The sequence below is a fragment of the Dietzia sp. HMSC21D01 genome (genome assembly GCF_001815995.1).
Lineage (GTDB): Bacteria > Actinomycetota > Actinomycetes > Mycobacteriales > Mycobacteriaceae > Dietzia > Dietzia cinnamea.
Genome location: NZ_KV824185.1, coordinates 1 through 7,427, shown reverse-complemented (window position 1 = coordinate 7,427; position 7,427 = coordinate 1). Strand labels below are relative to the sequence as shown.

At 73.4% G+C, this 7,427-nt stretch carries 9 protein-coding genes; 8 read left to right on the top strand and 1 reads right to left on the bottom strand.

Annotation, left to right across the window (positions count from 1 at the left end):
- Positions 1-136: 136 nt before the first annotated feature.
- Positions 137-1,105 carry a 2,3,4,5-tetrahydropyridine-2,6-dicarboxylate N-succinyltransferase gene (gene dapD / locus HMPREF3086_RS17715; RefSeq protein WP_043568527.1) on the bottom strand — a complete coding sequence of 323 codons (969 nt, stop codon included), beginning with the start codon at positions 1,103-1,105 and terminating at the stop codon, positions 137-139.
- Positions 1,106-1,188: 83 nt separating this feature from the next.
- On the opposite strand from dapD, the gene dapE reads away from it, so the two are divergent.
- The 8 genes from dapE to HMPREF3086_RS17675 form a co-directional block, all read left to right on the top strand.
- Positions 1,189-2,358, top strand: a complete 1,170-nt coding sequence (dapE, locus tag HMPREF3086_RS17710; protein WP_070723268.1) for a succinyl-diaminopimelate desuccinylase — start codon at positions 1,189-1,191, stop codon at positions 2,356-2,358.
- Positions 2,359-2,435: 77 nt separating this feature from the next.
- On the top strand, positions 2,436-3,236 hold the full coding sequence (locus HMPREF3086_RS17705) for an LOG family protein (protein WP_070723265.1): 801 nt from the start codon (positions 2,436-2,438) through the stop codon (positions 3,234-3,236).
- Complete coding sequence (locus HMPREF3086_RS17700; RefSeq protein ID WP_070723263.1) at positions 3,236-3,790, top strand: LOG family protein; 555 nt, start codon at positions 3,236-3,238, stop codon at positions 3,788-3,790. The genes HMPREF3086_RS17705 and HMPREF3086_RS17700 overlap by 1 nt, the downstream gene beginning before the upstream one ends.
- A 128-nt stretch (positions 3,791-3,918) precedes the next feature.
- Positions 3,919-4,731, top strand: a complete 813-nt coding sequence (gene folP, locus HMPREF3086_RS17695) for a dihydropteroate synthase (RefSeq protein ID WP_165928459.1) — start codon at positions 3,919-3,921, stop codon at positions 4,729-4,731.
- A 50-nt stretch (positions 4,732-4,781) separates the two neighbouring features.
- Positions 4,782-5,177 (top strand): DivIVA domain-containing protein, encoded by a 396-nt coding sequence (locus HMPREF3086_RS17690; RefSeq protein ID WP_070723259.1) that lies wholly within the window; start codon positions 4,782-4,784, stop codon positions 5,175-5,177.
- A 91-nt stretch (positions 5,178-5,268) separates the two neighbouring features.
- Positions 5,269-5,436 carry a DUF3117 domain-containing protein gene (locus HMPREF3086_RS17685; protein WP_007629831.1) on the top strand — a complete coding sequence of 56 codons (168 nt, stop codon included), beginning with the start codon at positions 5,269-5,271 and terminating at the stop codon, positions 5,434-5,436.
- A gap of 77 nt (positions 5,437-5,513) precedes the next feature.
- Positions 5,514-6,989 (top strand): leucyl aminopeptidase family protein, encoded by a 1,476-nt coding sequence (locus HMPREF3086_RS17680; protein ID WP_070723254.1) that lies wholly within the window; start codon positions 5,514-5,516, stop codon positions 6,987-6,989.
- A partial coding sequence (locus tag HMPREF3086_RS17675) for a putative RNA methyltransferase (RefSeq protein ID WP_371441681.1) occupies positions 6,986-7,427 on the top strand: 442 nt, incomplete at its 3' end. The genes HMPREF3086_RS17680 and HMPREF3086_RS17675, both read left to right, overlap by 4 nt.

The following is a 7,427-nucleotide window of genomic DNA, read 5'->3' as shown; positions in this document are numbered from 1 at the left end:
GTCCGCTCGCACGGTCCGCCGCGCGGCGCCGCCCGGCCCGGGCCCCTCGTCCCCCCACCGCACATCGAGAAGACGGTTCCGCACACATCGCCCGAGTGGGGGTGTGCGGAACCGTCTTCTCGTTGCTGGACGGGTCTCAGTCGTTGGCGTGCAGGTCCGCGTTGAGCTCGACGCCCTCGCGCTTCCACGGCACGGCCTCGACCGCACCGGAGACGGAGTTGCGGCGGAACAGCAGGTTGTCCATCCCGGACAGCTGCCCGGCCTTGACCGGCTCGCGCTCCGCCCAGGCCCCGGCGCGGACGTCCACCTTCGTGCCGGCGGTGACGTAGAGGCCGGCCTCGACCACGCAGTCGTCACCGAGCGAGATGCCGACGCCCGAGTTGGCGCCGAGGAGGCAACGCTCGCCGATCGAGATGGTCTCCTTGCCGCCCCCGGAGAGGGTGCCCATGATGGAGGCCCCGCCACCGACATCGGAGTCCGCACCCACGACGACGCCCGCGGAGATGCGGCCCTCGACCATCGACGCGCCCAGCGTGCCGGCGTTGAAGTTGACGAAGCCCTCGTGCATGACGGTGGTGCCCTCGGCTAGGTGCGCGCCGAGGCGGACCCGGTCGGCGTCGGCGATCCGCACGCCCGACGGGACCACGTAGTCCACCATGCGCGGGAACTTGTCCACTCCGTACACGGTCACCGGGCCGCGGGCGCGGAGCTTGGCCCGGACCAGCTCGAAGCCCGGGACGGCGCAGGGGCCGAAGTTCGTCCACACGACGTTGGTGAGCTTGCCGAACAGGCCGTCCATGTTGGCGAAGTGCGGCCGGATGAGGCGATGGCTGATCAGGTGCAGGCGGAGGTAGGCGTCGTAGGCGTCCGCCGGGGGTTCGGTGAGGTCGGAGATCTCGACCCGCACGGCCACCCGCTCGACGCCGCGGTCCTCGTCCGGCCCGATCAGGGACGCGAGCTCGGCGGGCACCTCGTCGCCGGACAGGACGGTGTGACCGCTCGAGGAGGCGGCGCCCAGCTCCGGCTCGGGGTACCACACGTCGAGGACGGTGTGGTCGGACGTCAGGGTGGCGATTCCGGTGGCCACGGCTCCATGTGCACTCATGGCCCCGATGCTAGCGGTCTGCCCGGACCCACACCGGTCACGGTCGAGTCGCGCACCCGGCCCGGGCAACTAGGGTGGAGACCGTGACCGCCGCCCTCGATCTGACCGCCGACCCGGTCGACCTCACCCGCGCCCTGGTCGACATCCCCAGCCCCTCGCGGCAGGAGGACGAGATCGCCACGGCCGTACACGCCGCGCTCGAGTCGACCGTCGCGGCCTTCACCGGCCCGGCCGCGGGGAGGACGGAGGTGATCCGCGACGGCAACCGGGTTCTCGCCCGGACCCGACGCGGGCTGCCGACCCGGGTCGTGCTGGCCGGGCACCTCGACACGGTGCCGCTCGCCGACAACGTCCCGTGCCGGATCACCGGCGAGGCCGACGAGCGGATCCTGCGCGGCTGCGGGACGGTCGACATGAAATCAGGCGACGCGGTGTTCCTCCACCTGTTCGCGCTACTGGCGGACAGTGAGGACCTGGCCCACGACCTCACCCTCGTGCTCTACGACTGCGAGGAGATCGAGGCGACGGCCAACGGCCTCGGTCACCTCGAACGCAGCCACCGCGACTGGCTGGGCGGGGACGTCGCGATCCTCGGTGAGCCCACCGGCGGACTGATCGAGGCCGGGTGTCAGGGGACCCTGCGGATCCGGGTCCACGCCCGCGGCGTGCGCGCGCACTCGGCGCGCAGCTGGCTCGGCGACAACGCAGTGCACCGCCTCGCGCCGGTGCTCGCCGCACTCGCCGCGTACGAGGCCCGGTCGGTGGACATCGACGGCTGCGTCTACCGGGAGGGGCTGCAGGCGGTGAGGATGTCGGCGGGCGTCGCCGGCAACACCGTGCCGGACGAGGCCTGGCTCGACGTCAACTTCCGTTCGGCCCCGGACCGCGACACGGACGCCGCCCTCGCGCACGCGCTCGACGCCCTCGGACTCGCCGGGTTCCCGCGGGTGGAGACCGGAGAGGTCCCGCCGACCGAGCCGGGTCTGTACTGGGAGCTGACCGACCTGTCGCCGGGTGCGCTGCCGGGGCTGAGCGCCCCCGCCGCGGCGGACCTCGTCCGGGCGGCCGGCGGGCGGGTCCGCGCCAAGTACGGCTGGACCGACGTGTCCCGGTTCGCCGCCCTGGGGATCCCGGCGGTCAACCTCGGACCCGGCGACCCCGGATTGGCGCACAAGCGCGATGAGCACTCTCCCGCCGTCCAGATCACCGAGGTGACCCGGACGCTGCGCGACTACCTCACCACCTCGGGCTGAGACGGCACCGGCGCCCCGCCCGAGCCAGGGCCCGCGCCGCCGCCCGATACACCAGACCAGAGAAGGAGACACGGCCCATGGCCCCCAACGACCCGGTCCACATGCGTGGACCCGTCCTCGTCCGTCGACAGAAGGACGGCGGGCGCACGACCACCGACCAGCGACTGCTGGACAAGAACCAGGACACCGACTGGCTGCACACCGACCCGTGGCGGGTCCTGCGTATCCAGAGCGAGTTCGTCAACGGCTTCGGCGCCCTGGCGGAGCTGAGGGACGCGGTCAGCGTGTTCGGTTCGGCCCGCACCCGGCCCGGTGACCCCGCCTACGAGCAGGCGGTGGAACTGGGCCGCGCGCTGTCCGAGGCGGGCTACGCGGTGGTGACCGGCGGTGGCCCGGGCCAGATGGAGGCCGCCAACAAGGGCGCGTGGGAGGCCGACGGGCAGTCGGTCGGGCTGGGTATCGAGCTGCCCCATGAGCAGGGCATGAACCGATGGGTCGACCTCGGTCTGCACTTCCGGTACTTCTTCATCCGCAAGACGATGTTCGTCAAGTACACGCAGGCGTTCGTGTGTACGCCGGGCGGGTTCGGCACCCTCGACGAGTTCTTCGAGGCCATCACCCTGGTCCAGACCGACAAGATCACCCGGTTCCCGATCGTGTTGTTGGGCGTGGACTTCTGGTCCCCGCTGGTGGACTGGATCCGCGGCACGCTGGCCGAACAAGGCATGATCTCGGCGTCCGACCTCGAGCTGTTCCTCGTGACCGACTCGGTGCCCGAGGCGGTGGAGTTCATCCGCGAGGCGCACCACCGGGCGGCGCTGACGTCCGAGCAGCGGGAGGACCTCATCGGCGAGGAGCACCGCGGGGTCGAGCGCTGATGGCGCCGGTCCCGAGCCGCCGGGTGTGCGTCTACTGCGCGTCCTCGACCTACGACCCGCGCCTGCTGGAGATCGCGACCGAGGTGGGTGACGCGATCGCCCGCCGGGGCTGGTCGCTGGTCTCGGGCGGGGGCAACGTCTCGATGATGGGCGCGCTGGCCGAGGCGGCACGCGCGGGCGGCGCCCGGACGGTCGGGGTGATCCCCGAGGGGCTGCGGGTGCGGGAGGTCGCCGACACGGCGGCCGACGAGCTCGTCGTCGTCACCACCATGCGGGAACGCAAGCGGGAGATGGAGGAGCGCTCCGACGCGTTCCTCACCCTGCCCGGGGGGATCGGGACCATGGAGGAGATGTTCGAGATGTGGACCTCGGCGTCGCTGGGGTTCCACTTCAAGCCGGTCGTGCTCTACGACCCCATCGGGTTCTACCGCCCGCTGCTCGACTGGGTCGACGGGCTGGCGGAGGCCGGGCTGGTCAAGCCGGAGGCGCTGGAGTGCCTCGTGGTGCGCGAGGACCTCGATGCCGCTCTCGACGCCTGTGGAGGACGCAGGTGACCCCGCCCGTCGCCGCGCCCGCCACCCAGCCCGCCAACCAGCCCGCCACCCAGCCGGGCCCCGCTCCCCGGCCGGTCGTGGCACCCACTCTGTGCGGTCGGCCGGTGCCGGTGGACCGCCCCCTGGTCATGGCGATCGTCAACCGCACCCCCGACTCGTTCTACGACCGCGGCGCGACGTTCACCGATCCCGCGGCGATGCGCCGCGTCGACGAGGTCGTGGCGGCGGGGGCCGACGTCCTCGACATCGGCGGCGTCAAGGCCGGGCCGGGGGACCTCGTCGACGTCGACGAGGAGACCCGCCGGGTCGTACCGTTCGTCGAGGCGGTGCGCGGGCGGCACCCGGACGTGCTCATCTCGGTGGACACATGGCGCGGTGAGGTGGCGCGGCGCGCGCTCGCGGCCGGGGCGGACGTGGTCAACGACACGTGGGCGGGCCACGACCCCGGGGTGCTCACCGCGGCCGGGGAGGCCGGCGCGGGCTTCGTGTGCTCGCACACCGGAGGCGCGGTGCCGCGGACGCGCCCGTTCCGGGTGGGGTACGCCGACGTGGTCCGTGACGTCGTCGAGGAGCTCACGTCCGCGGCCGAGCGGGCGCTGGCCGCGGGGGTGCCGGCCGACGGCGTCCTCATCGACCCGACCCACGATTTCGGCAAGAACACCTTCCACGGGCTCGAACTGCTCAGGCGGATGGACGAGATCGTGGCGGTGGGATACCCGGTGCTCATGGCCCTGAGCAACAAGGACTTCATCGGCGAGACCCTGGACGCCGGGGTGGACGACCGCGCGGAGGGCACGCTGGCGGCCACGTCGGTCGCCGCCTACCTCGGCGCACGGGTGTTCCGCACGCACGACGTGCCGGGCACGCTGCGCGCCCTGGAGATGGTCGCGTCGATCGTGGGCACCCGCCGACCTGCGCGGACTGTACGCGGTCTGGCCTGACCCGTGTGGGAGACTGGGCGCGGCGGTCGTCACTACAGGAGGGGAGCGCGATGCTCACCATCGTCGTCTACGTGGTCGTGACGCTGATCGTGGCCTCGGGCCTGTTCGCGCTGTCGCTGCTGGTGTTCGGGCGTTCGGAGTTGCTGCCCGCAGTGGAGGCGGGCCACACCGTCACCCGCCTGCCGCAGGGCCCGCTGTCCGGGGATGATATCCGGGCGGTACGCCTCGGGGTGTCCGCGCGCGGGTACACGATGGCCGAGGTCGACTGGACCCTGGAGCAGGCCGCGCTGGAGATCGACAGGTTGCGGGCGCGGCTCGGGGAGACCGCCGTCGGTGACGGCGCGCCCGTCGGCGCGCCCGTCGGGGCGGACGGCGGCGCGGTCGGCGGGGTGCGTGGTGCGGACGGTCGGTCTGCTACGACGTCCGAGTCGGGCCGGACGCGCTAGAATCTGTTGTATCCACTGGAGCAGTACCGATCGTGGGCACGGGCGCCCGGCAGGGCGCGCCCCGCGGACTAGGACGAAGGGAATCGACCTGATGGCGGCTATGAAGCCCAGGACCGGTGACGGACCGATGGAAGCGGCCAAGGAGGGCCGCGGGATCGTCATGCGCGTCCCTCTCGAGGGCGGCGGTCGACTGGTCGTCGAGCTGACCCCCGATGAGGCCAAGTCGCTCGGCGAGGAGCTGACGCAGGCCACCTCTTGATCGATCGTCCCACCGATGCCGGCGCATCCGACCCTTGTGGCGGATGCGCCGACTCATGTCACCGGAAGGTACCGCCGATGTCCGATGTCCCCAGCCGCCCCCTGCCCGCGGTCCGTGTCGCGTCCGGTGAGGTCCCCGCGGCAGCGCGGCCCGTCGTGGTGCGTCGTCCGGAGGCCGGCCGGGTGACGCGCGGCCTGGCCCGTGAGGTCAGTGTGACCGTCCGTGACGGGCGTGCCGTGCTGGAGGTGGAGGTCGACGGGTCGACGCCGCGTTCGGGCTGGTCGGGCGCCGTGGACCACGGGTTGGGGCATCGCCGCGCGGGCGCGGCGCTGGCGCGTCACCTCCGCGAGGCCGGGTCCGTCGAACCGGTGGCGGTCTCGGTGCCCGGCGAGGTCCCGACAGACCGGGTGGCGGACGTGGTCCTGGGCTACCTGTTGGGGGCGCGCGGCCAGGACGTGTTCGCGGCCGACCCCGCGCCGGTGGCGCCGGAACTCGTGGTGGTGGTCACCGCGGGACCGGGAGGGGGCGACGACGACGAGGAGCGCGTCTGCCGTGAGGTGGCGACGGCGGTGGAGGCCGCGCGGGCGACGGCCGCGGCCCGCGATCTCGCCGGCGCCCCCTCGGACCGGAAGACGCCGGAGTGGCTGGGGGGGCGGATGGCCGGGGCGCTGCGCGCCGCTGGGATGCGCGCGGACGTCCTCTCGGGTGGGGATCTCGTCTCCGGCGGGTTCGGCGGCGTGCTCGCGGTGGGCGGTGGCTCGGCGAACCCTCCGGCCGTTCTGGTGGCCCGTCGCCCCGGCCCGGGCCCGCGGGTGCTGCTGGTGGGCAAAGGCATCACGTTCGACACGGGCGGGATCTCGGTGAAACCGGCCGACGGCATGCACCTCATGCGGACCGACATGGCGGGCTCGGCGGCCGTCGTGGCGGCGGCGGAGGCGTTCTGCGCGGACACCGCGCCCGCGTACACGGGAGTGGATCTCACGGTGGTGGTGCCGTCGGCGGAGAACATGCTCTCCGGTTCCGCCTACCGTCCGGGCGACGTCGTCACCCATGTGGGCGGGACGACCTCCGAGGTCACCAACACCGACGCGGAGGGCCGGATGGTCCTGGCCGACGCATTGGCTCACGGCATCGCCGAGTGCGACCCGGAGGTGGTGATCGACGTCGCGACGCTCACCGGCGCGATGAAGGTGGCGTTGGGGATGCGGACGGGTGCGGTCATGGCCACCGACGACGATCTCGCCGACCGGGTCGCCGCCGCGGGGGCGAGGGCGGGGGAGCGGTGGTGGCGGCTCCCGCTCCCCGACGATCTGCGTCCGGCGGCCCGCTCCGACGTCGCCGACCGCCGCCAGGCACCGAAGGGACCGGGCGCCATCACCGCGGCGCTCTTCCTCGAGGGCTTCGTCGACGGCCGCCCGTGGGCGCACCTCGACATCGCCGGGCCGGCCCGCTCTCCCGAGGAGATCGACGAGGTCGGGCCCATCGCGACGGGATTCGCCACCCGCACGCTGCTCGGGTTGCTCCGCGACCTCGCGGATCGACCGCGGGCGTGACCCCCGGACCCGCCCTCCGACGGATCGTGCCCCTGTTGCGCTGCCCGCTCTGCGGGGAGGCGATGCGGGCGACCGACCAGGGCGTCACGTGCGGTTCCGGGCATCCGTTCGACCGGGCCCGCCAGGGGTATCTCAGCCTCTTCGGCCCCCGGGGTCGGCGCTTCCCCGGGGACACCGCCGATCAGGTCGCGGCCCGCGACCGGGTGCTGTCCTCGGGGCTCTTCGACGGGGTCCTCGACGAGCTGGCGGCGGTGGCCCGCGACGCTATCGGGGCGGGCGCCCCGGCCGGGTCCGTCTCCCGCCGCGTCGTCCTCGAAGCGGGCGCGGGAACCGGCCACTACCTCGCCGGGGTTCTCGACGCCGTCGGCCGGGACGCCGGCGGGGCCGACGTGGTGGGGATCGGCACGGAGATCTCCGCGGCGGCCGCCCGACGCCTGG

What these genes read in the sequence shown, in the direction of transcription:
- folP (WP_165928459.1), top strand. Translation starts at nt 3,919, where the DNA reads ATGGCGATCGTCAACCGCACCCCCGACTCGTTCTACGACCGCGGCGCG.
- HMPREF3086_RS17685 (WP_007629831.1), top strand. Translation starts at nt 5,269, where the DNA reads ATGGCGGCTATGAAGCCCAGGACCGGTGACGGACCGATGGAAGCGGCC.
- HMPREF3086_RS17680 (WP_070723254.1), top strand. Translation starts at nt 5,514, where the DNA reads ATGTCCGATGTCCCCAGCCGCCCCCTGCCCGCGGTCCGTGTCGCGTCC.
- HMPREF3086_RS17700 (WP_070723263.1), top strand. Translation starts at nt 3,236, where the DNA reads ATGGCGCCGGTCCCGAGCCGCCGGGTGTGCGTCTACTGCGCGTCCTCG.
- dapD (WP_043568527.1), bottom strand. Translation starts at nt 1,105, where the DNA reads ATGAGTGCACATGGAGCCGTGGCCACCGGAATCGCCACCCTGACGTCC.
- HMPREF3086_RS17690 (WP_070723259.1), top strand. Translation starts at nt 4,782, where the DNA reads ATGCTCACCATCGTCGTCTACGTGGTCGTGACGCTGATCGTGGCCTCG.
- HMPREF3086_RS17705 (WP_070723265.1), top strand. Translation starts at nt 2,436, where the DNA reads ATGGCCCCCAACGACCCGGTCCACATGCGTGGACCCGTCCTCGTCCGT.